Source organism: Sediminimonas qiaohouensis DSM 21189 (assembly GCF_000423645.1).
Taxonomy (GTDB): domain Bacteria; phylum Pseudomonadota; class Alphaproteobacteria; order Rhodobacterales; family Rhodobacteraceae; genus Sediminimonas; species Sediminimonas qiaohouensis.
Genome location: NZ_AUIJ01000020.1, coordinates 30289 through 50092, shown reverse-complemented (window position 1 = coordinate 50092; position 19804 = coordinate 30289). Strand labels below are relative to the sequence as shown.

Here is a 19804-nt window from a genome sequence, read left to right as displayed (position 1 = left end):
CCAAAGGCTGCATCTTCCACAGCGACAGAGGCAGTCAATACTGTTCGCATGACTACCAGAAGATCCTGCGCGAACACGGCTTCCAGGTCTCGATGAGCGGAAAAGGTAATTGCTATGACAATGCGGCTGTTGAGACGTTCTTCAAAACCATCAAGGCGGAGCTGATCTGGCGGCGGGCATGGGCAACCAGGCGCCAAGCTGAGATGGCGATCTTCGAATACATCAATGGTTTCTACAATCCGCGTCGACGACACTCAGCATTGGGCTGGAAAAGCCCGGTCGCCTTCGAACGGAAAGTGGCTTAAACGAGCACTCGGAGCGGCACAAATACGTGACAGGTCCAGAACCGGAAGCATCATCAACAGGACGCGGATCCACACCTTGCTCGGAGATCTCGGACCGTCAGGGGTACGCGCCGCTCTCGCACTCTGTGCGCAACAATCCTATCGCACGTCGGAACACTACCAGGCGGAGAGCCTCGCTCGGAACCAGATGCGCGAGAGCCAGGTCCTCGTGAATGCGGCTATTCCGCTCTCCGAACAGGAACTGGAGCGTCGGCTGGAGGGGATTTAGATAGATGAGATACGAGCCAAACCTCGCAAATAATCAGGCCGGGACGACCGGCCATCGACGGCCGGCACAGATATGTGCTGGCCGTTTCAGTTTGTGCTATCGTATTTCTACCTCGGGTAAAGAGCTACCGACCTACAAGACCGAGCGATTTAGGTTAGGTGTCAAAGGACTACGCGGGATTTCCCCAGTAAGGCAGATTTGACACGAACACCCCCCGCACCTCCGAGTCAAAGGCTTTGCCGGTGTGCGTGTCAAATCCCGGATAAGGGCGGTTCCAGCCGTGTAAGAGCCTCGCAGGACGCCGCAAGCAGGATTTGCTCGATGCTCGGCTCGACGATTGCAAGATGCGGGATCAGAGCCCGATCGGGACACCCTGAGGCGTGACCCAACCGCCGCCCGGCGCGCGCCCTTGCATGAGGGCGCGCCGACCGGCGGTTGGGGGTTCTGAAAAACTGGGCGGGGACGCCTTGCGCGACGCCAATCGCCAAGCGTGGGGGGATCTCCACGATCGGAAAAACCAAGCTACACGACAAGAAACGCACCACTTCGCAGCGGGGATACTGACGCGGCCCACCCCGGGTTCGCGCATCACCAAGAGAGTGAGTATCCAGATGAAACACGAACCGAATATCAATTCCCTGCTGCGGAATACACAGATCGTCTGCGCATTCCGGCGCTGGCTCTGCCACGACGGCGACACCCTCGTCGCCGCGGCCGAGTTACTCGGCGGTCCGAAATGGGCGCGTCGCGCCAGCGCCGTCGTCACCTGCGCTCGGACCGGTGGCGACTTGCAGACCCGCCGGCGGGATTTTGCACGACTGGCACGGCTCTTGCGTCTTGAGCTCGTCGACGATCTCTCACGACCCGAAGCGGCCCGTTTCGCGGCTGTTCATCCCGACGATCCTCGGGCCTCCGAGGCCATGTACTGCGCTGAGGCGGTCTCACGCGGCAGCCGGGCGCTTGAAGCGCTCTGGCTTGCCGGACTCCCCGGTCGAGGCGTGGAGTTGGGCTGATGGAGGCAGAACAAGAACGCCGCGTCAGGACGGCCCGCCTCCAGGCGGAACTTGCCGCGCAGTGGCTGAACCTGATCCGCTTTGCCGCTCATCCCGGCGCGCCCACATTCTCCCCGAGCCTGTGTCACTACCACGCCATGCTCGATCCGGAGTCCAGCGACGTCGCCCGGCTGGAGGCGTGTCGCGCCATGCTGGCCTGCGTCCGGCAGCGTCTTCCGATCGAAGACTTTAAGGGTCTTGCGAAATTCACGGAGGAGCGACCGGTCGATCCCTATTGCAAGGCGTGGCGAACTACGCGGTCTGGCGCTGAGCTCTGGGCGATCGGGCATCTTCTCGAAATCGCGATCAAAGGGTTCGAGGAGGGCTGCCAATAAACCGTGGAAACCGGGGCCGCCATCAGGGCGGCCCCGGTTTCTAGTGTGCTGCAGTCAGCGGCGAAGGGCGACGACATTTCCCGGAAGTGACGCTGGATTGCGCCAGGGCGATACGATCTGCGAGATATCGATCTCGATCGATTGCACCCACTCATTGAATTCGGGATCGTAATGCTCCTCGGTCACGTCTCGGAGCTCATGGCCGATAAGTCCCTTGCGGATATCCAGCGGGCATTTCTTCCGTTTCAAGACTACAGTGAAATGGGTGCTCAGGGAGTGGAAGTCGTGCCGCGGTTGTAGCCGCCTTCGGTGATCCGGCAGTGCATAAAGGCCTTTGTGAAGGTGCCGGAAAGCCTGCCCTTTGCCGAGCTTCGCGGTATGTCTGGGAAAAGCCATGTCTGAGCTTTGATGGCATTGGGTACGTTGATTGGCTGCGCGTTCGGGAGGGTGTCATGTTCCGGTTCCCTGGCGTGAAATTGCCTCGCCAGGCTACCGTGTTTCGGTCGATCCTATGTACAATCCGCTGTCTCGATAGTTTTTTGGTGCCTACCGTGATTTTACAGGTCTCACGCCCTTTATGCGCCTGCGCTCCACTGTCAGGGGCTGCGCGGGCCGCAAGTTTTCGTAAACCGGTTCGGGAGAGATGTCTCCTGCGCAGCTGAGGCCTTCTTGAATCCGTAGTTGGGCGTTGTTGCCGATGCGCCCCAGACGGCGATGCAAGCGAGCGGTATCCTCCTCGGGCACAAGAAACCGTCGCCGCAAATTGAACTTCGTCGGAATGTCGAGTTTGGCCTCGGCCATCTCCACCGACCGTGAAATCGCGAGTTCATGAGGCGCGGGGCCGAAGGATTCAAGCGGACTACCCCAAGCGATATCGAGAAATCTCCGGCTACCCAGGGAGCGCGTGGCGACGACCAATCCAGGACGCGCGGTTGGCTTGGTGCCGCCGACGCGAAGATTCGGAAGCGCGCAGACCACCAGATCTCCTGCGACAAGATTGACCGGGCGGCAGTCCTGGTCCTGGATGTCCGGTTCGGCCGCAGCTGCAGGCGCGTCTCCGGTATTCTTAACCTCCGTGGCGACGCCGCGATTGGCGGCGGGAATGTAGAACGGTTTGTCGTCAACAAGGATCAGCAGATGCTCGAGTGCGGCCGTAGCCTCTTCGCTCGCGGGCATCGTGAGCGAATATTGCCGGCTGAGCGAGATGATCCGGGCGGCAACGTCGATTTCCTCGAGCTGACGGCATCCATTCCAGGGATATCCCGATGGGGCCTTGCGGCCGGAGATGCTGGCTTCGAACACGATCTCGTCTGTTTCTGCATCCCGGAGTTGAACGGCGGAGACTTCCTGGCGATCGGTCAACGCCACGTCGACATCGAGGGCCGTCTGCAGGGCGGTGCGGTTGCCGACAATAATCGGGAAGCCAAACCGTCTGTCGCTGCCGACTTCGATCCCGTAGCTGACGGCGTCGAGCAGGTCCTTCAGTTCCAGAAGGCCATGATCCGAATAGTGCCGGTCGATGGTCGTTCCCTCGAGGTGGCCGAGGATCCTTTGGCGCGTGCCGGTGTCGATGCCCAGGCCCATGAGCTTTGAGGACAGCGTGCGCCGCATGGCATAGATGTCTTCGCGCGCGTCTTGCAGCTTGAGTGTCTTGAGGAGATTCCGCAGGCGATCGCCGAAGGTCTGTGACCGCCGGCCATGGCTTTTGTCAGGCTGGATTTCAGGGAAAAGCCAGGTTTCGCCGGACTTCCTTTTCGCGACGATCCATTGCCGGAAACCGAGATCGAGAAGGATCTGCGGGATGGGCAGGACGCGCCGCGATTGTTGGTTCTTCAACACCGCGTCCTCCTCGTCTCCGACCAAGAAGCAGAGGATGCCATCGCGGCGAACGACGTCCTGCACGGCAGCCTGGAGGATTTCCTCGGGGCGGACGCCCATCGTAATCATGATGAGCGGAACCCAATAGATCGCATCCCTGATGATGTATCTCTTTCGCGCTGTCGCCTTGCGGCTGCGCTGCTTGGGTGAGGAGGTGCCCAAATAAATCGGTGAACGGAGGAGCCGTGATACGTGTTCGAGCGACCAGGACATGCGTCGCTTCGGCCGCGAGACGCGGGTGGGGAGTTTGCAGGAAGTCTTTTGGGATTTGTGCCAGGCCCGCAGCCGGTTCTTGAGTTGGGAGTGAGATGGAACGACGCGATCCTCGTCATCGACATCGCGACCGACGCGCTTTTTCCCGAGTGCTGCGCGGAAAATGCGGTTGAGCATGTCGCGCTGGACGAACAGGTATCCATCGGTGAGCCGCGGGGTCAGTTCCTGCACCAGCCGACGGCGCTTATCCGGGATCGACAGCGTGTCGAGGCTCATGATCTCCTCGACAAGTTCAGCGTCCTTCGCGTCGGCTTCGCGAATTTCTTCGAGAGGACAAAGCTCCCGACCGGCTTGGCCGTGTCGATTCCGACCGTGGGCCTTACCCCAACCTTTCGGCAGCATCCAGACGGTGAAGAGGAACTCGAAAGACCGCTCCAGCACGATCGATGACACCGGAACGTCTTCGAAGAACGCCACGGCGAGTTTGCCGACAACGCGGATCTTGCTCTCCACGTCCTGAGGGGCCTCCTCGCACGCTTTCTCGATTGCGTCTGACAACCGCATCGGCGGCTTCATGGCGTCCCGGGACGGCGGCAGTCCATTGTCGATGAGAAGATCCCGCCCGGCATTGAGGGGATCATCGAACTCTCTCTCGACGCGCGCGCCCAATTCGTTCAACCGGCGCATGAGGGAAAGGACTTGCCGGGCGACCGCGGGCGCCTCGACAGCTTCGGGATCGAGGCCATTCTGCCGTGCGATTTCTCCAGCGAACGCGGAGGCAACCGACCAGTCCCTGGCTTGCTGCGCGTTCCGGATCAGGCTTGCCTCTGCGCTGATCCGGCAGAGGCTCGCGTCGGAAGTATCCACGGGAGCATCGCTCTCCTGTCGAGCGATCATGCCGGCCATGGCCTGCCTCACGATCTCTCGCAGCATCGATTGGACCCGCGCCTCGCAGACCGGACTGTCCTGAAGTTCCTCGAGCACGTTTCTCTCTCCTGCTTCGACTGCGGACAGCAGGTCGGCCGACCGCTTTACCGCTTCGGCGAGAACGTGCGTACGAAGCGAAACCGACAGAAATGCAGGTGCGCCGAGACGCCGGATTTTTTCGGGCCAGCGCCGCCGGAAATAGAAGATCCCGTTTCTGCGAACGAGGTGAAGTCCCCATTTTCTCGACGGTTCCCGCGTTCTACACCGCGCACGATGTGAACCAGTTTGTGAACCACCGCGACGTGGAGACGGGAGGCTGGCCGCTTGATCAACGGCTATCCCATTGGGAAATATGGAGTTTTTGGAGGTCATTGGCTGGGGTGGTAGGATTCGAACCTACGATACACAGTACCAAAAACTGCTGCCTTACCACTTGGCTACACCCCAACGTGCGGGGGGCGTGATACGCCGTGGCGGCGGGGGGATCAAGACCGTTATAGGCAAATCATGCAAATTTTTGCACCATCGCGCACCGGCCGTTGCCTCACTCGTCCCCGGCCATCGCGCGCGCCACCGCGTAGCTTACCGGAAAGGCCAGGACAAACCCCGCCAGCGCCGCCCCCGCCAGCGTCCAGCCCGAGCCATAGCCCGCCACCAGAACCGCGATGAGGCCCACCCCCGACAGGGTCGCGCCGATGAACAGGTGCAGGATGATCGTCAGCCGGAACATGCCGCCTCTCTATGCGTTGACATGCATACCGTTTGCCACGCGCAAGGGGCAGGGCGCCTTGATCTGGGTCAGGCGCCCGTTGGCGTTTGCGGTCCCTTGGGCGGGCTTGTAAGAAGGTACCGGATCACAGCAGGAGAGACGCGTTATGAGATTGGTAATAATCGGGCTGGTGGCAAGCATGGGCCTTGCGGCGTGCGAGACGGTGCAAGGCGCTGGGCGCGACATCCAGAAAGCCGGGCAAACGCTGGAGAAGGCGGTCGAGTGACCAAGGCGGGGCTGATCGGTGGATCGGCCCCGGTTTTTTGTCGCCGGGGGCAATATACCCCCTAGGGGCCGCGCTGCGGCCAAGGTCGGGGTTTCCCCGGGTCCACTATATTTTCTCAGTCACATGGCGCCCCATAGGCGCGATCTCGGGCAGCAGGGGCCGCAGCACCGCGCCCCCTGCCGTGGCGTGGCCGGGTCACTCGACCCCTAGGATTTCCTTGGCCTCTGCCAGCGTCTCGACCGAGGCGGCATGATCGCCCGCCTGGTGCAGCTCCTCGCCCTCGGCGCGCAGGGCCTTCACCTCGGCCATTTGCTCTTCCGACAGGCTGGCCGTCTCAAGCGCCTCGTCGATCTTGGACATGTCCGCCGGACACTGGTTCGCCACCGCCGGACCGGCGAACAGTGCGAGTGCTGCGGTAAGTGCCAGGTATTTCATGGGTCAGATCCTCCCTTTTTGATTGGTGGATACGACGAATCTAGAGCGCCCCGACCGCTTGGCGAGCGCATCGGCAGGATGATGCCGAGAGGGCGGTGGTGCGCGTCCCCACGCCAAGCCGCGCCGCGCCACCCACGGGGTCGGGCGCGAACCTGTGTTGCACACGAAGTTCAGTGATCCGCAGTTCAATTCCACTACATCAGGACATAGCCTCAGGCGCGCCGATGAGTGTGCTCACCCGTCCATCTTCAGCGCATTGATGAACGCCGATTGCGGGATTTCCACCTTGCCGAACTGGCGCATCTTCTTCTTGCCGGCCTTTTGCTTGTCCAGCAGCTTGCGCTTGCGCGAGACGTCGCCGCCGTAGCACTTGGCGGTCACGTCCTTGCGCAGCGCGGCAAGGGTTTCGCGCGCGATCACCTTGCCGCCGATCGCCGCCTGGATCGGGATCTTGAACATGTGGCGCGGGATCAGCTCCTTGAGCTTTTCGACCATCGCGCGGCCGCGCATCTCGGCGCGGTCGCGGTGCACCATCGTCGCTAGCGCGTCCACCGGCTCGTCGTTCACGAGGATCGACATCCGCACCAGGTTATCCGTGCGGTAGCCGGTGATGTAGTAATCGAAGCTGGCATAGCCCCGCGTCACCGATTTCAGGCGGTCGTAGAAATCGAACACCACCTCGTTGAGCGGCAGATCATACACCACCATCGCGCGGCTGCCGGCATAGGTCAGGTCCTCCTGGATGCCGCGCCGATCCTGGCAGAGCTTCAGCACGTCGCCAAGGAATTCGTCCGGCACCAGGATCGTAGCCTTGATGCGCGGCTCCTCGACATGGTCCACGTGGGTCATGTCGGGCATGTCGGCGGGGTTGTGCAGCTCCACGCAGGAGCCGTCCTTCATATAGACGTGATAGATCACCGACGGCGCCGTGGTGATCAGCTCGATCCCGTATTCCCGTTCGATCCGGTCGCGGATCACCTCGAGGTGCAGCAGCCCCAGGAACCCGCAGCGGAACCCGAACCCAAGCGCGGCCGAGCTTTCCACCTCGTAGCTGAAGCTGGCATCGTTCAGCGCCAGTTTCTCGATCGCCTCGCGCAGGTCCTCGAACTCGGCCGAATCCATCGGGAACAGACCGCAGAACACCACCGGCTGACTGGGCTTGAAGCCCGGCAGCGGCTTTTCGGCGCCCTTCTTCTCGTGGGTGATGGTGTCGCCGACGCGGGTGTCGCGCACCTGCTTGATCTGGGCGGTGATATACCCGATTTCGCCCGGGCCCAGCTCATCGACCGCTTCCATCTTGGGGCGGAATACGCCGATGCGGTCTACCGTGTGCACCGATCCGTTCTGCATCATGCGGATACGGTCGCCCTTTCTCAGGACGCCATCCATGATCCGCACCAGAACGATCACGCCAAGGTAGCTGTCGTAGCGGCTATCGACCAGCATCGCCACCAACGGCGCGTCGCGCTTGCCCTCGGGCGGCGGCAGGTGCTTGACGATCGCCTCCAGCGTCTCGTGGATGCCGATGCCGGTCTTGGCGCTGACATGTATCGCGCCGCTGGCGTCGATGCCGATCACATCCTCGATCTGCTCGGCCACGCGGTCGCAATCGGCGGCCGGCAGGTCGATCTTGTTCAGCACGGGAATCAGTTCGTGATCGGCGTCGATGGCCTGATAGACATTTGCCAGCGTCTGCGCCTCCACGCCCTGCGTGCTATCCACCACCAGAAGGCTGCCCTCGACCGCCTGCATCGAGCGCGACACCTCGTACGAGAAATCCACGTGCCCCGGCGTGTCGATCAGGTTCAGAACGTAGGTTTCCCCGTCATCGGCCTTGTAATCGATGCGCACGGTGTTGGCCTTGATGGTGATTCCGCGCTCGCGCTCGATATCCATCGCGTCCAGCATCTGGGCCTTCATGTCCCGATCCTGCACCGTGCCGGTGGACTGGATCAGGCGATCGGCCAGCGTGGATTTGCCGTGGTCGATATGCGCCACGATCGAGAAATTGCGTATGTGCGATAGCTCTGTCATGCGCACCATATGCCCCGGATCGCCCCACGTAGCAAGACGCACCGTGAGCCGCGAACACGATTGCGCCGGCGGGACGCACGCGGATTGATGCAGCTGCGCGATCGGTGCATAGTCTTGGTGAATCGGCATGCCCGCCGGCGCGGCAACGAGGCACGGAAATGAAGGCAGTTGTGGTTTTGACGATGGCGGTGGCGCTGGCGGCCTGTGGCGGCGGCGACAGGCGCTCGAACGACCGCGCGCCGGTGACGCGACTATCGCCCGGGCCGATCAGTTCGGCTTGCATGGCCTCGCCCCGCAAGGCCCGCTCGCGGCAGCTTTGCGGCTGTATCCAGACGGTCGCCAATCGCACGCTCTCGCGCTCGGATCAGCACCTTGCCGCGTCGTTCTTTGCCGATCCGCACCGGGCACAGGAAATCCGGCAGTCCGACAACTTCCGGCACGAGCTGTTCTGGGAGAAATACACCGAATTCAGCGGCAACGCCGAGGCAAGCTGCGGCTGACGCTTGCGCAACGCTCATGGGGTTTTCGGGTTTGGCTGGGATAAAGTGCCCCGCACCAGCGTAGGATCGCCGCACCGCGTCCCACCGATGCGCGGCTTCTCAACGGCTCGTCCAATGTCCGCAAAAGGCCATCACCGCCCCGTACGCCGCCCTCATACCCCAACAAAAATCACCCCGGCCAAACGCCATTATACATTAAAAACAACCACGTAACATCACCATCCTACCGTGAACACCACCCAAAACAAGGCATCACGCGCCCCGGCCCGGGACGAAGGCCGAGGCGCGCTCATGCAAGGCCTATCCCCGGCTATCAGTTGCCGGAGCCCCCTTGCATGTTGCCGTGGTTCATCATGCCCTGGCCCGGCTTGCGCTCCAGGTCCACGGGCACCTCAACCTGCACATCGCCCGCCTTCTCAAACGTCAGCGTCAGCGGGATCATATCGCCCTGCTCGAACGGCTCACCGATGCCCATGAACATCACGTGATGTCCGCCGCGCTGCATCGCGATCATGCCATCCTTGGGCAGGGCAAACCCCTCCTCGACATGGATCATGCGCATCACGCCGTTCTCGTCCTCCTTGTGGGTGTGCAACTGCACGACCTCCGCCACCGGCGACGCCGCGCCGATCAGGCGGTCATCCTGCCCGGTCTCGTTCTTGATCATCATGAACGCCGCGCCCGAGGTGGACATCATCGCCGAGGCCCGCGCATAGGGATCATTGACCGTGATCCCCTCTGCCCATGCCGGCAGGGCCATTGCACATACGGCCGCAGCCGCCATTACCGTGGATTTGAAAGACATCGCGTCTCTCCCTTGTCTGTCTGTGAAACTGTCTGTTCGTGAAGTCTGTTATCGGATCACGACAGGGCAGGGGGATCGCGCGCCGACGGCACGACATACGCCGCCTGTCGCGTGGACACAGGCGCACGCACCACCGCCGCCTCGCTGCGCATCGCAGGGCGCGGCGGCATTTCGGGTGCCGCCGGCACGGCGGCAAACAAAGACATCGCGCAGTCGGGGCAGATATGCGGCGCGCCCACGGGCTGCCCGTTCTCGTCGGTCAGAACAGTGATCGGCCCGGTGCCGGTGCACAAAACCATCTGCCCCGCAGGGTCCGGTGCCGTGCGCATCAGGGCCACCGACTGCCCCGTCAGGACCAGCAGCAGCGCCAGCGCAATCGCTTGCAAGGGATGGATCATCCGCCTCATGCGCCCATCATATAGCGATGCGCAGGGCGGGGGAAAAGCGACAAAAGGAAACAGCCCCGCCACCGCTGGCAGGGCTGTTTGAACTCTACAAGGCGTCGGTGCCCGGGCCTCAGGCCTCGGCGGCGACGGATTGTGCCTTGGCAATCTCTTTCTTGACTTTCAGTGCCGCCGGCGACAGCTCGTCGTCCTTCGCCTTGGCAAGGAACTTGTCCAAACCGCCACGGTGATCCACGCTGCGCAGCGCAGATGCCGAAATCCGCAGCTTGATGCCACGGCCCAGCGTTTCCGATTGCAGCGTCACATCGTTCAGATTGGGACGAAACAGGCGGCGGGTCTTGTTGTGGGCATGGCTGACATTGTTGCCAGTCATGGGGCCTTTTCCGGTCAGTTCGCAACGGCGCGACATGGGCGTATCCTCGTCTGGGTCAGCGGGGTACATCTGACCCCATCAACAAATATGAGGGCACTGCCGATGCGCAGCGCCCGGAATTTCGTCAGCGGTCATTAGGCGGAATCGGCCCGCCCGTCAAGCGCCCGCCGGCGCATTTCCCGTATTCCCCGAAATTCGGGGCGTGACAGCGGCCGCGCGCCGCGTCAAACTCGGCCCCATGCCACATGACCACCACGATCACGATCACGCCCACGCGGTGCTGCCGCCCGATCCCGCGCTCAGGGTGCGGGCGCTGGAAACCATCCTGACGCAAAAGGGCCTGGTCGATCCCGCCGCCCTGGACGAGATCATAGATACCTACGCGCACCGCGTCGGCCCGCAAGAGGGCGCGCGCGTCGTCGCCCGCGCCTGGGCCGACCCGGCGTTCCGCGAGGCGCTGCTTGACGACGCCGATCCGGTGCTCGATTCGCTTGGCCTGACCGGGCGGCAGGGCGAACATGTCACCGTCGTCGAAAACACGCCCGCGCGGCACAACGTCATCGTCTGCACCCTGTGCTCGTGCTACCCGTGGACCCTGCTGGGCATCCCGCCGGCATGGTACAAATCCGACGAATACCGCGCCCGCGTGGTACGCGAGCCGCGCAAGGTGCTGGCCGAGTTCGGCCTGACCCTGCCGCGCGAACAGGCCGTGCGCGTCTGGGACAGCACCGCCGAGGTCCGCTACCTCGTCCTGCCGATGCGCCCCGAAGGCACAGAGGGTTGGAGCGAAGATGACCTCGCGCGCCTCGTCACCCGTGATTCGATGGTCGGCACCGGCCTGCCGCGCGCCGCCCACGAGGCGCCCGCGCCATGACCCGCCTGCACGATATGGGCGGGCGCTTCGGCGATGGCCCGGTCACGGTGGATGGCGAGGACGCCCCCGTGTTCAAGGAAGGCTGGCACGCCCACGCGCTGGCGGTGACGCTGGCGGCGGGGGCGCTGGGGCAATGGAACCTAGACAGCAGCCGCCACGCCCGCGAACGGCTCAGCCCGCGCGATTACATGCGCTTCAGCTATTACGAGAAATGGATCGCCGCGCTGGCCGATCTGCTGGTGGAGCAGGGCGTCGTGACCCGCGATGAGCTACGCGCCGGACAGGCCAGCGGCCCCGCGCCCGAGGGCCTGCGCGCCCGGCGGTTGGAGGCCGCTGCCGTCGCCCCCACCCTGCGCCGCGGCGGCCCGACGGATCGCCCCGGCCCCGCGCCGCGCTTTGCGCCAGGCGACCGCGTTCGCCTGCGCCGGGCGGGCCACGCCCACATCCCCGGCGGCCACACCCGCCTGCCGGGCTATGCCGGCGGGCACTTGGCCACGATCCTGCACAGCCACGGCGCGCATGTCTTTCCCGATAGCCACGCGCACGGCCTGGGCGAGGCGCCGCAGCCGCTCTATACCGTGGCGTTGCGTGCCGCCGATCTGTGGCTGGCCCCCGAGCACCCCGATGACGAGGTCACCCTCGACGCGTTCGAGCCCTACCTGGAGCCGCTTGAATGACCCTTTCACCCACGCCCGAGGACGCCCCCCGCTTTGACGCACCCTGGCATGCGCAGGTCTTCGCCCTCACAGTCGCTCTGTCCGAGGCGGGCGCCTTCACCTGGCCGGAGTGGACCGACACCTTCGCCGCCACCTTGCGCGCGCGCGGCGTGGATGGCCCCCTCGACGGGTCCGAGGATTACTACCTGGCATGGCTTGCCGCGCTCGAGGACATGGCCCGCGCCCGCGGTTTTGCCGGGCCGGATGCCGTGGCGGACATGGCCGAGCGGTGGCGCGCAGCCTACCTGTCGACGCCCCATGGCGACCCGGTGAAACTGTCCTGAGGGCGCTTGGGGGCGCTGCCCCCGCCGCCTGCGGCGACTCCCCCGGGATATTTCGGGCCAGAAGAAGATGCACGCGTGCAGCCCTGCGCTTCATCTTGCTGAAAATACTCCCGCCGGAGGCGGCCGCCCTTAGTGGCCGCGCATCAGGGTCAGGACCTCTTTCGCAGCGATCGCGGGTGTCACATCGCCGCGTGCCACGCGTGCGCCCAGGTCGTCCATGATGCCGCGCACCGGTTCCTTGTCGAGCTGCGCAAGCAACGCCTGGCGCACTTCCTCGCCGAACCAGTAGCGCGCTTGTTCCGCGCGGCGAGCGTCGAAATGGCCGTTGTCGCGCCGCCATTCGACGAGGTTGGTCATATCCTCCCACGCCGCCGCAAGGCCCTGTTCCTCGATCGCCGAGATGCAGGCGGCCTTGGGGAACCCTTCGGGGTCTTGCGGGCGCTTGCGCAGCAGACGAAGGGCGCCGGCGTAATCGGCGCGGGTGCGCTCGGCGGCGGGTTTCAGGTCACCGTCGGCCTTGTTGATCAGGATGATGTCGGCGATTTCCATGATGCCGCGCTTGACGCCCTGCAACTCATCGCCGCCCGCCGGGGCCAGCAGCAGCACGAACAGGTCCGACATCTCCGCCACCACGGTTTCCGATTGCCCCACGCCCACGGTCTCGATCAGCACCACGTCGAACCCCGCCGCCTCGCATAGCGCGACCGCCTCGCGGGTGCGGCGCGCCACGCCGCCCAGGTGGCTTTGCGCGGGCGAGGGGCGGATGAACGCGCGGGAATCGCGGCTGAGCCGTTCCATCCGCGTCTTGTCACCCAGGATCGAGCCGCCCGACCGCGCCGAGCTGGGATCGACCGCCAGCACCGCCACCCGCAGCCCCTGCGCGATCAGCATCATGCCGAAACTCTCAACGAAGGTGGATTTGCCCACCCCCGGCGTGCCCGACAACCCGATGCGCACCGCCTGCGGCCCGCCGCGGGTGCGCAGCGCCTCGATCAGCGCGGCGGCGCGGTCACGGTGATCCTCGCGCCCGCTTTCGATCAGGGTGATCGCGCGGGCCAACGCGCGCCGGTCGCCCGCCGCGACCCGGTCCGCCAGATCGTCGATGTCGTCGGCCATGTGCCCCCCTTGGTTGCCCTGCACCCCTTCATACCGCCCCGCGCGCCACTGTCCAGCCGCGCCGCGCTACGGCAGCTTGGGCGGCGCCCCCGCGGGGCGGCGCGCCTCTTCGACGCCGGCGCGAAACCCGCGCCCGATCCGATGCGCCAGCGCCGACCACGCCGCCGCTTGGCCCGCCGGCAACTGCCGGTGCAGCACCCCGTCGAACAGCGCCAGCCACACATCGAAATGCTCGGGCCGGACATCTCTTGCGGCCACGTGCACCGCCTGCGGGTTGCCGTCATAGCCACGCTCGCGCAGGATCGCGTTGGCCCAGAAACGGGTGATCTTCTCCTCGTGCGCGGGCCAGTCGGTGACATGCGCGGCAAACACCGGCCCAAGGCCCGGATGCGCGCGCACCAGCGCATAGAATTCCGCCACCACCGCGGCGATCTGCGCGCGGCTCACGTCGAATCTGGGGGGCTGTGCCTGTATCTCGCTCATGCCTGTCATCTAGCGCATCGCACTGCCCGCCGACAGGGGGGCAATGCGCCACTGGACGCCCCCGGTGTTGGCGCCTATAACGCGGGCCATGACGCGGATCGGCCTGATCATCATTCGAATTACGTGCCCGGCGCCCTGATCAGACGGGCGGCCGGGAAACAGGCGTATGAGCACTCGCGCCGATGACATTCCATCACAGCCACATCCGACGAAGGGACACCTTTCATGTCCACCGATACGCCCGACTACAAAGACACGCTGAACCTGCCGAAAACCGATTTCCCGATGCGCGCCGGCCTGCCCAAGCGCGAGCCATCCTGGCTTGAGCGTTGGAACCGCATCGGCATCTACGACCGCCTGCGCGAAAAGGAAGGGCGCACGCCCTTTACCCTGCATGACGGCCCCCCGTATGCCAACGGCCACCTGCATATCGGTCACGCGCTCAACAAGATCCTCAAGGACATGGTCGTGCGCAGCCAGCAGATGATGGGGCGCGACGCGCGTTACATCCCCGGCTGGGATTGTCACGGCCTGCCGATCGAGTGGAAGATCGAGGAACAGTACCGCGCCAAGGGGCAGGACAAGGATCAGGTCCCGGTCGTCGATTTCCGGCAGGAATGCCGCCGCTTCGCCGAAGGCTGGATCGATGTGCAGCGCGATGAGTTCAAGCGCCTCGGCATCACCGGCAAGTGGGAAAAGCCCTACCTGACGATGGATTTCCACGCCGAGGCGGTGATCGCGTCGGAATTCCAGAAATTCCTGATGAACGGCACGCTTTACCAAGGCTCCAAGCCGGTGATGTGGTCGCCAGTTGAAAAGACCGCACTGGCCGAGGCCGAGGTCGAGTATCACAACCGCCAGACCGACGCGATCTGGGTGAAGTTTCCGGTGGCTGCAGGAACTGTACATCTCCCTGCGGAGGCGGGTGAACGAGTTGATTTTCACACAAGGCTCGCCGAGAATATCGATCAGCTCTACGTCCTCATCTGGACAACCACCCCCTGGACCATCCCGCAGAACCGCGCGATCTGCTTTGGCCCCGATATCTCCTACGGCCTCTACAAGGTCGTGGGCACCCCCGAGGAATGCTGGGCCAAGGTGGGCGACACCTACCTGATCGCCGATGCGCTGGCCGAGGAAACCTTCACCCGCGCGCGGCTGGAAGAGGGCATGGTCACCCGCCTGCGCGACGTGACCGCCGACGAGCTGTCGGCGCTGACTTGCGCCCATCCGCTGCGCGGGGCCGAGGGCGCAGGCGGCGAATGGGACTTTGCCGTGCCGCTTTTCCCCGGCGACCACGTCACCGACGACGCCGGCACCGGGTTCGTGCATACCGCGCCCAGCCACGGCGATGACGACTACCAGATCGGCCTGAAGCATGGCCTGCCGATGACGCATAACATCCGCGACGATTCCTCGTTCCGCGATGACCTGCCGTTCTTCGGCGGCGAGCGGGTGATCCGCGAAAATGGCAAGCCGGGCGGCGCCAACAAGGCGGTGATCGACAAGCTGACCGCGCTTGGCGGGCTGCTGGCGCGGCAACGCATCACCATCTCCGACGCGCATAGCTGGCGCTCCAAGGCGCCGGTGATCCGTCTCAACCGGCCGCAATGGTTCGCCGCCATCGACCGGCAGCTTGGCGATGGACTGGACGAGGCGACGGGGCAGGGCACGATCCGGGGCCGCGCGCTTACTTCCATCGACAAGCTGGTGCAGTGGACGCCGCCCTCGGGCCGCAACCGTCTCTATTCCATGATCGAGGCGCGCCCCGACTGGGTGCTGTCGCGCCAACGTGCATGGGGCGTGCCGCTCACCTGCTTTACCAAGCGGGGGGCGAAACCGACCGATCCCGATTTCCTGTTGCGCAACGATGAGGTCAACGCCCGCATCACCGCCGCGTTCGAGGCCGAAGGCGCCGACGCATGGTACAAGGACGGCGCCAAGCAGCGGTTCCTGGACGGCATCGTTGACCCCGACGCGTGGGACAAAGTCGATGACATCCTAGACGTGTGGTTCGATAGCGGCTCGACCCACGCCTTCGTGCTGCGCGACCGCGAGGATGGCTCCGAGGACGGCATCGCCGACCTGTACCTGGAAGGCACCGATCAGCATCGCGGCTGGTTCCATTCATCGATGCTACAGGCCTGCGGCACCATCGGCCGCGCGCCGTATCGCGGCGTTCTGACCCATGGTTTCACGCTCGACGAGAAGGGCAACAAGATGTCCAAGTCGCTGGGCAACACCATCGCGCCCGAGGACGTGACCGGCCAATACGGCGCCGATATCCTGCGCCTGTGGGTGGCGCAGTCGGACTATACCGGCGATCTGCGCATCGGGCCGGAGATCCTCAAGGGCGTCGCGGACAGCTATCGCCGGCTGCGCAACACCATGCGCTTCATGCTGGGCGCGCTGGCGCATTTCGATGAGGCCGACCGCGTCGATCCTGCCGATATGCCCGAGCTGGAGCAATGGGTGCTGCACCGGCTGGCCGAGCTGGATCACCGCGTGCGCACCGGCTATGACGCCTATGACTTCCAGGGCGTGCTGCAGGCAGTGTTCAACTTCGCCACGGTCGAGCTGTCGGCGTTCTACTTCGACATCCGCAAGGACGCGCTCTATTGCGATGGCGATACCGACCGCCGCCGCGCCGCGCGCACCGTGCTGGATATCCTGTTCCATCGCTTGACCACCTGGCTGGCACCGGTGCTTGTCTTCACGATGGAGGAGGTCTGGCTCGAACGGTTCCCCGGTGATGACAGCTCCGTGCACCTTGTCGATATCCCCGACACGCCCGCCGATTGGCTGAACGAGCCGCTGGCGGCGAAATGGGCGCGCGTGCGCCGGGCCCGCCGCGTGGTCACCGCCGCGCTTGAGGTGCAGCGCACCGACAAGGTCATCGGTGCCTCGCTCGAAGCGGCGCCGGTGGTCCACGTGCGCGACGCCGAAATGCTCGACGCGCTCAAGTCCGTAGCGTTCGAGGATGTCTGCATCACCTCCGATATCGTGCTCACCGGCGATCCCAGCCCGGCCGAGGCGTACCGCCTGCCGGATGTGGAGGGCATCGGCGTGGTGTTCGAACGGGCCGATGGCGGCAAATGCGAACGCTGCTGGAAAATCCTTCCCGATGTCGGCACCCATTCCCACCCCGGCACCTGCGCCCGCTGCGACGCGGCGCTTGGCTGACGGCGCGGCCGGTTTTCACGACAAAGGCAAGGGGCGCCCGCGGGCGCCCCGGCGATGCGCGGCGGCGCTATGCGCCTGTATTCCGCGCGGGGCGCCATGTGAGATGTCACCAATATCTCGCACCACCAACCGCAAAAAAAACGGCCCGCATGCACCCTTCTCCGGCCAAACGTACGAATCGTAAGGTTCACGACCCGAAACGTCCGTTACGGGCAGTCCGTCAATCGTTACCCCGTCGTCCCGCGCGCCCTTTCGGGGATGATCTGCTGCGCGATTCCCGCGAAAACAAGGTAAACGCTGGTCAACACTAACCCCCAGTGCGCCCAGCTTTCGGGATGGAAATCCACCCATGCCGCCCAACCCGCAAAAAACGTCCACGCAAAGGCGATCGGCAATGAAATAAGCCGCCAGCGCTCGGTTCGAACGGGGTGAATGAACTTTAGCGGCAGGAACATCGCCACCGACAGCACCGTCACCAGTAGCAAGATCACCCAGATAGGCGGCGACACCGCGAACAGGACAATCACCAGCATGTTAAAGCATCCGGGAAATCCGTGAAAAGAATTGTCCTTTGTTTTCATGCTGCTATCGGCAAAATACATGGCGCTGGCATAGGTGATCACGATGATTGCCACCCATCCCGTCCACCCCGGCAACAGGTCCGAGCGGAACAGTGCAAAGGCGGGAATGAACACGTATGTCAGGTAGTCGATGATCAAGTCCATCAACACCCCGTCAAACCGCGCAGCCTTGGTTTTGACATGGTATTTGCGCGCCAAAGGCCCGTCGATCCCATCCACCGCAAAGGCCACGACCAGCCACAAGAACATCAGGTCCCATTTTTCATCTACTGCCGCCAGCATTGCCAGCATCGCGAAAACGGCACCGGTCGCAGTCAGCAGGTGAACGGTCAAGGCTTTGATTTCACTTGTCATTCGTCTCTTCCTCACGCGCGAGGTGGCCTTGCCTTGGGTGCGCTTTCTTGTATACGTCCATCAGGCGGGCCGTGTCGACCGCCGTATAGGCCTGCGTTGTCGATAGCGATGCATGCCCCAGCAGATCCTGTATCGCCCGCAGATCACCGCCCGCGTTTAGCAGATGCGTTGCAAAGCTGTGGCGCATCGCGTGCGGCGTGACGCTTGCCGGCAGGCCCAGTTGCATGCGCGCCTGTTGCGTGACCTTCTGCACCGCGCGTGGGCTTAACCGGCCGCCGCGCGCGCCCCGAAATAGCGGCGTGCCGGGGCTCAGATCATAGGGGCAGCTTCGCACATATCGCCCCACGACATCGCCCATGATCGGCAAAACGGGCACCACCCGCTCGCGCCCGCCCTTGCCGACAACCCGTAGCGCATCGCCGAGGGGAAGTTGCCCCGCATCTATGTCCAGGGCCTCGGAAATCCGCAGGCCACAGCCATAAAGCATTGTGACAACTGCCAAATCCCGGGCCGCGATCCAATCCTTGGGCGCCTGAAGTTCGACCGTCTCCATCATGGCGCGGGCGCCATCCTCGTCCAATGGGCGGGGCAGGCGGGCCTGAAATCGCGGCGCGCGCGTTGCCAGCACCGCAGTCGGGTCTATTCCCTCCCGCTCGGCCAGCCACTTGTAGAAACTCTTAACAGCCGACAGTTTGCGCGCCAGCGTCCGCGGCGAAACGCCCGTGCCCCGCACCTGCGCCATCCATGCGCGCATGTCCGATACCGTGATCCGCGAAAGCGGGCCCAGCCCCTGCGCCGCGCCGTGGTGGTGCGTGATGAATGACAGGAAATCTGATACATCGCGCTGATAGGCATTCAGGGTATTTTCAGATGCCCCGCGCAGCGCCTTGAGCGCCTCCAGCCAGCGCGCCAGCGCATCACGCGCAGCGGGCGCAATTGCCGTTGTCATGATAGCCAGCGGCGCATCGTCCTTTCGAATACGCCTGCGAAAAACGCCAGCAAATCAGTTCCTTGGCTCTGGTTGAACTGGTGCGGGTCCTCCGCCCCCATGGTCAGCATCCCGGGCAGCCGTCCAGGCCCGAAATCCAGTTTCAGACACGCCTCGGACCTGATCCAGTCAGCCGCTTCGCCGTGCACATCGGGCACCCCCGATGGCACCTGCCGCAAGGTGATCTGCCGCACCGGCGTATCGCGTCCGCCGGTCAGGTAATCGTCGATGAATCCCGGCGCGCGCACCGCCAGGACATTGCCCAACCGCTCGACCGTCGAATCGCCATCATTTTGCGCCGACTCTAGGACCAATCGGATACTGTCCACGCGCAAAATATCCGCCACAGGCCCCCCCAGATCGCGCAGGAACGTCTCGAATTCTGTCGAGTCGAGCATCCGCAGGATCGCGCGATGGACCTGGTTTGTCCCGGCAAGGTTGTCGTAGGCGGCCGCGATCACGCTGCGATGCGTGTCCTCCAGCCGGTCCAGCCGCGCCTCAAGCCGTTCCATTGCGATGCCGCGCAAATCGACGATGTTGCCGCCCATGGTGCGCTCGTTCGCGGCGATCAGGGCGCGCATAAGGTCCTGATCTTCAAGGATAACATCAGGTTGGGAAATGATGCGGTCGCGCAGGGCGTCATCGATCCGGGGCTTGGTGCTCATGTCTGCCTCGTAGCGTTTTCGCCTTTATAGCACGCG

Annotated in this window: 22 protein-coding genes, 1 tRNA gene and 1 pseudogene; 9 read left to right on the top strand and 15 right to left on the bottom strand. The window is 64.1% G+C overall.

From position 1 onward, the window contains the following. From G568_RS0114230 to G568_RS0114220, 3 genes are all read left to right on the top strand, one after another. A partial coding sequence (locus tag G568_RS0114230; RefSeq protein ID WP_026758657.1) for an integrase core domain-containing protein occupies positions 1-305 on the top strand: 305 nt, incomplete at its 5' end. An 879-nt stretch (positions 306-1184) separates the two neighbouring features. Continuing rightward, positions 1185-1586 carry a hypothetical protein gene (locus G568_RS18940; RefSeq protein WP_051203025.1) on the top strand — a complete coding sequence of 134 codons (402 nt, stop codon included), beginning with the start codon at positions 1185-1187 and terminating at the stop codon, positions 1584-1586. After that, positions 1586-1960 (top strand): hypothetical protein, encoded by a 375-nt coding sequence (locus tag G568_RS0114220; RefSeq protein WP_026758656.1) that lies wholly within the window; start codon positions 1586-1588, stop codon positions 1958-1960. Before G568_RS18940 ends, G568_RS0114220 begins: the two co-directional genes overlap by 1 nt. Before the next feature lie 54 nt (positions 1961-2014). Here G568_RS0114220 and G568_RS20535 read toward each other — a convergent pair whose 3' ends face one another. The 5 genes and pseudogenes from G568_RS20535 to G568_RS0114195 all read right to left on the bottom strand — a co-directional run bounded on the left by G568_RS20535 (position 2015) and on the right by G568_RS0114195 (position 5708). Continuing rightward, the gene (locus G568_RS20535) at positions 2015-2356 is read right to left on the bottom strand and encodes a site-specific integrase (protein ID WP_169576964.1); all 342 of its coding nucleotides are present in this window, start codon (positions 2354-2356) and stop codon (positions 2015-2017) included. Positions 2357-2506: 150 nt separating this feature from the next. Next, complete coding sequence (locus G568_RS0114205; protein ID WP_169576963.1) at positions 2507-5035, bottom strand: tyrosine-type recombinase/integrase; 2529 nt, start codon at positions 5033-5035, stop codon at positions 2507-2509. 27 nt (positions 5036-5062) lie between these two features. After that, positions 5063-5350, bottom strand: a pseudogene (locus G568_RS20870) (DUF6538 domain-containing protein); the annotation flags it as partial. Beyond that, positions 5351-5425: transfer RNA gene (locus tag G568_RS0114200), tRNA-Gln, on the bottom strand. A 97-nt stretch (positions 5426-5522) separates the two neighbouring features. Further along, entirely contained in the window at positions 5523-5708 is a 186-nt protein-coding gene (locus G568_RS0114195) for a hypothetical protein (protein WP_026758654.1), read from the bottom strand. Between the two features lie 145 nt (positions 5709-5853). On the opposite strand from G568_RS0114195, the gene G568_RS19990 reads away from it, so the two are divergent. Continuing rightward, positions 5854-5973, top strand: coding sequence for an entericidin A/B family lipoprotein (locus G568_RS19990; protein ID WP_084627413.1), 120 nt, complete (start codon positions 5854-5856; stop codon positions 5971-5973). 195 nt (positions 5974-6168) lie between these two features. Here the strand turns inward: G568_RS19990 and G568_RS0114185 are convergent, their stop codons facing one another. Further along, the gene (locus tag G568_RS0114185) at positions 6169-6408 is read right to left on the bottom strand and encodes a hypothetical protein (protein WP_026758653.1); all 240 of its coding nucleotides are present in this window, start codon (positions 6406-6408) and stop codon (positions 6169-6171) included. 234 nt (positions 6409-6642) lie between these two features. Continuing rightward, the gene (gene lepA / locus G568_RS0114180) at positions 6643-8442 is read right to left on the bottom strand and encodes a translation elongation factor 4 (protein WP_026758652.1); all 1800 of its coding nucleotides are present in this window, start codon (positions 8440-8442) and stop codon (positions 6643-6645) included. A 158-nt stretch (positions 8443-8600) separates the two neighbouring features. Between lepA and G568_RS0114175 the strand changes: the two genes are divergently transcribed. Beyond that, a complete protein-coding gene (locus tag G568_RS0114175) occupies positions 8601-8942 on the top strand; it encodes a hypothetical protein (protein WP_026758651.1) in 342 nt (113 codons plus the stop codon). A gap of 313 nt (positions 8943-9255) precedes the next feature. On the opposite strand, the gene G568_RS0114170 is transcribed toward G568_RS0114175, so the two are convergent. The 3 genes from G568_RS0114170 to rpmB all read right to left on the bottom strand — a co-directional run bounded on the left by G568_RS0114170 (position 9256) and on the right by rpmB (position 10560). Beyond that, positions 9256-9747 (bottom strand): copper chaperone PCu(A)C, encoded by a 492-nt coding sequence (locus tag G568_RS0114170; RefSeq protein ID WP_026758650.1) that lies wholly within the window; start codon positions 9745-9747, stop codon positions 9256-9258. Between the two features lie 56 nt (positions 9748-9803). Beyond that, positions 9804-10154 carry a hypothetical protein gene (locus tag G568_RS18935; RefSeq protein WP_157084421.1) on the bottom strand — a complete coding sequence of 117 codons (351 nt, stop codon included), beginning with the start codon at positions 10152-10154 and terminating at the stop codon, positions 9804-9806. A 109-nt stretch (positions 10155-10263) separates the two neighbouring features. Further along, the gene (gene rpmB, locus G568_RS0114160) at positions 10264-10560 is read right to left on the bottom strand and encodes a 50S ribosomal protein L28 (RefSeq protein WP_026758649.1); all 297 of its coding nucleotides are present in this window, start codon (positions 10558-10560) and stop codon (positions 10264-10266) included. 202 nt (positions 10561-10762) lie between these two features. On the opposite strand from rpmB, the gene nthA reads away from it, so the two are divergent. From nthA to G568_RS0114145, 3 genes are read left to right on the top strand one after another with little or no spacing between them, the layout of a single operon-like run. Further along, positions 10763-11398 carry a nitrile hydratase subunit alpha gene (nthA, locus tag G568_RS0114155; RefSeq protein ID WP_026758648.1) on the top strand — a complete coding sequence of 212 codons (636 nt, stop codon included), beginning with the start codon at positions 10763-10765 and terminating at the stop codon, positions 11396-11398. Next, the gene (nthB, locus tag G568_RS0114150) at positions 11395-12075 is read left to right on the top strand and encodes a nitrile hydratase subunit beta (RefSeq protein ID WP_026758647.1); all 681 of its coding nucleotides are present in this window, start codon (positions 11395-11397) and stop codon (positions 12073-12075) included. The genes nthA and nthB overlap by 4 nt, the downstream gene beginning before the upstream one ends. Further along, on the top strand, positions 12072-12398 hold the full coding sequence (locus G568_RS0114145; RefSeq protein WP_026758646.1) for a nitrile hydratase accessory protein: 327 nt from the start codon (positions 12072-12074) through the stop codon (positions 12396-12398). Before nthB ends, G568_RS0114145 begins: the two co-directional genes overlap by 4 nt. 129 nt (positions 12399-12527) lie before the next feature. Here the strand turns inward: G568_RS0114145 and meaB are convergent, their stop codons facing one another. Both meaB and G568_RS0114135 read right to left on the bottom strand, forming a co-directional pair. Beyond that, entirely contained in the window at positions 12528-13514 is a 987-nt protein-coding gene (gene meaB, locus G568_RS0114140; protein ID WP_037374229.1) for a methylmalonyl Co-A mutase-associated GTPase MeaB, read from the bottom strand. Positions 13515-13580: 66 nt separating this feature from the next. Next, on the bottom strand, positions 13581-13997 hold the full coding sequence (locus G568_RS0114135; protein WP_026758644.1) for a group III truncated hemoglobin: 417 nt from the start codon (positions 13995-13997) through the stop codon (positions 13581-13583). A 225-nt stretch (positions 13998-14222) separates the two neighbouring features. On the opposite strand from G568_RS0114135, the gene ileS reads away from it, so the two are divergent. Then, positions 14223-17180 carry an isoleucine--tRNA ligase gene (gene ileS / locus G568_RS0114125; RefSeq protein ID WP_026758643.1) on the top strand — a complete coding sequence of 986 codons (2958 nt, stop codon included), beginning with the start codon at positions 14223-14225 and terminating at the stop codon, positions 17178-17180. A gap of 227 nt (positions 17181-17407) precedes the next feature. Here ileS and G568_RS0114120 read toward each other — a convergent pair whose 3' ends face one another. The 3 genes from G568_RS0114120 to G568_RS0114110 are packed head-to-tail and all read right to left on the bottom strand — an operon-like array spanning position 17408 to position 19768. Continuing rightward, the gene (locus G568_RS0114120) at positions 17408-18115 is read right to left on the bottom strand and encodes a CDP-alcohol phosphatidyltransferase family protein (protein ID WP_026758642.1); all 708 of its coding nucleotides are present in this window, start codon (positions 18113-18115) and stop codon (positions 17408-17410) included. Continuing rightward, positions 18105-19064 (bottom strand): tyrosine recombinase XerC, encoded by a 960-nt coding sequence (locus G568_RS18930; RefSeq protein ID WP_037374225.1) that lies wholly within the window; start codon positions 19062-19064, stop codon positions 18105-18107. The genes G568_RS0114120 and G568_RS18930 overlap by 11 nt, the downstream gene beginning before the upstream one ends. After that, positions 19061-19768, bottom strand: a complete 708-nt coding sequence (locus G568_RS0114110; protein WP_026758641.1) for a DUF484 family protein — start codon at positions 19766-19768, stop codon at positions 19061-19063. The genes G568_RS18930 and G568_RS0114110 overlap by 4 nt, the downstream gene beginning before the upstream one ends. Positions 19769-19804 lie beyond the last annotated feature (36 nt).